The 852-nt window shown below is 67.4% G+C and carries 1 protein-coding gene; it reads right to left on the minus strand.

What is annotated here, in order from left to right:
• A protein-coding gene (locus ACFHNC_RS24710) for an IS5 family transposase (RefSeq protein ID WP_437171891.1) occupies positions 1-818 on the minus strand; the annotation gives its coding sequence in 2 pieces (ribosomal slippage) (positions 1-437 and positions 437-818; 819 coding nt annotated over the 2 pieces). This gene is flagged as partial in the annotation.
• Between the last annotated feature and the right edge of the window lie 34 nt (positions 819-852).

The following is an 852-nucleotide window of genomic DNA, read 5'->3' on the forward strand; positions in this document are numbered from 1 at the left end:
TCGTCGAAGCATGATGCGGATCATGGCCATGCGGACGAAGGCGGCGGCGATGCGGCAATGCCGCTCGAAGTCGCGGGCGAGGCGGCGGTTGCGGCTGATCCATCCGATGGTGCGCTCGACGATCCAACGCTTCGGCAGCACGACGAATTTGTGCTTGTCGCAGCGGCGGACGATCTCGATCTTCCACGTGCCGGTGCGGGCGACGGCAGCGGCCATCTTCGGCCCCTGATAGCCTGCATCGCCGATGATGCGCTCGACGAACGGGAACAGCCTGCGCGCCTGACGCAGCAGCGGTTCGGCGCCGTCCCTGTCCTGCACGCTGGCGGGATGCACGATCACCGCGAGCAGCATGCCGATGGTGTCGGTCAGTAGGTGGCGCTTGCGGCCGACGACCTTCTTGCCCGCGTCGTAACCGGACGGGTCGAGCGTAGAGCCCCCTTTTGCGCCGCCTTCGCCGTCTGGCTGTCAATGATCGCCGTCGTCGGGCTGGCCTCGCGCCGTGCCTGCTCGCGCACCGCGACGTAGAGGGTGTTGTGGATGCGCTCGATGGTCCCCTCCCATTCCCATCGAGAGAAGTAGTCCCACACCGTGCTCTTCGGTGGCAGGTCCTTCGGCAGCGCCTGCCACTGACAGCCGGTCGAGAGCACGTAGAACACCGCGTTCAGCACCTCGCGCACATCCACCTTGCGCGGCCTGCCGCCGTGCTTCGCAGGCCGGATCAGCGGTGCCACCAGCGCCCATTCCGCATCCGTGAGGTCAGACGGATAGCGCAGGCCGCGCCGATCCGCCGCTCGTCGATGCTCTGCCGTCCACGTCATGCCTTGCCCCCGCGAATCGTCCGCAGGAACAGCG

Source organism: Falsiroseomonas sp. E2-1-a4, assembly GCF_051433165.1.
In the GTDB taxonomy this organism is placed as follows: domain Bacteria; phylum Pseudomonadota; class Alphaproteobacteria; order Acetobacterales; family Acetobacteraceae; genus Falsiroseomonas.